Source organism: Vibrio olivae (genome assembly GCF_042428525.1).
Lineage (GTDB): Bacteria > Pseudomonadota > Gammaproteobacteria > Enterobacterales > Vibrionaceae > Vibrio > Vibrio olivae.
The window spans coordinates 1-514 of record NZ_JBHMEP010000136.1; the positions used below are offsets into that span (position 1 = coordinate 1).

Annotated in this window: 1 protein-coding gene; it reads left to right on the forward strand. The window is 62.1% G+C overall.

Going from position 1 to position 514, the window contains the following annotated elements; genetic code table 11:
• The coding region (locus ACFFUV_RS24230; RefSeq protein ID WP_512701421.1) for a hypothetical protein at positions 1-514 on the forward strand (514 nt) is incomplete at both ends.

Genomic DNA, 514 nt, shown 5'->3' on the forward strand with positions numbered 1-514 from the left:
CTCAAGTCCGTGCTCAAGGAAGCATTCTCCACGGACACTTCCTCCAACAAGGCCGCAGGCATTGCCAACAGGCGCCTCTCCCCGGACCTCCAGGGCAAGCCCGCCGAAGCGGTCATCGACGAACTGGCCAAAACCGACGAGGGCTACAAGCTCTCCGCCAAGTACCTGCCCATCGCCGGAGGCTTCAACGTCAACTCCACCTCCCGGAGAGCCTGGGAGGCCATGCTCATGGGCCTCAAGAACCGCAAGCTCCTCTACTCTTCCAACGGCAGGCCCTCCGTGCTGAGCAGCAACCAGGCCAATTTCTCCCGCTTCGGGGTGGCCAGCAGCAACAAGTCCCACGTGGACGACTACGGCTCCATTGGCATCACCAACGGCATCCCGGACGGGGACGCCATGGCCTGGTCCGACCTGCGCACGCTCAGCGACACGCAAATCCGCGCACTTGCCGACAACATGGTCAAGGAAGTCAAGAAGAGGGGCCCCTTCCTGAACATGTCCGACTTCATCAACC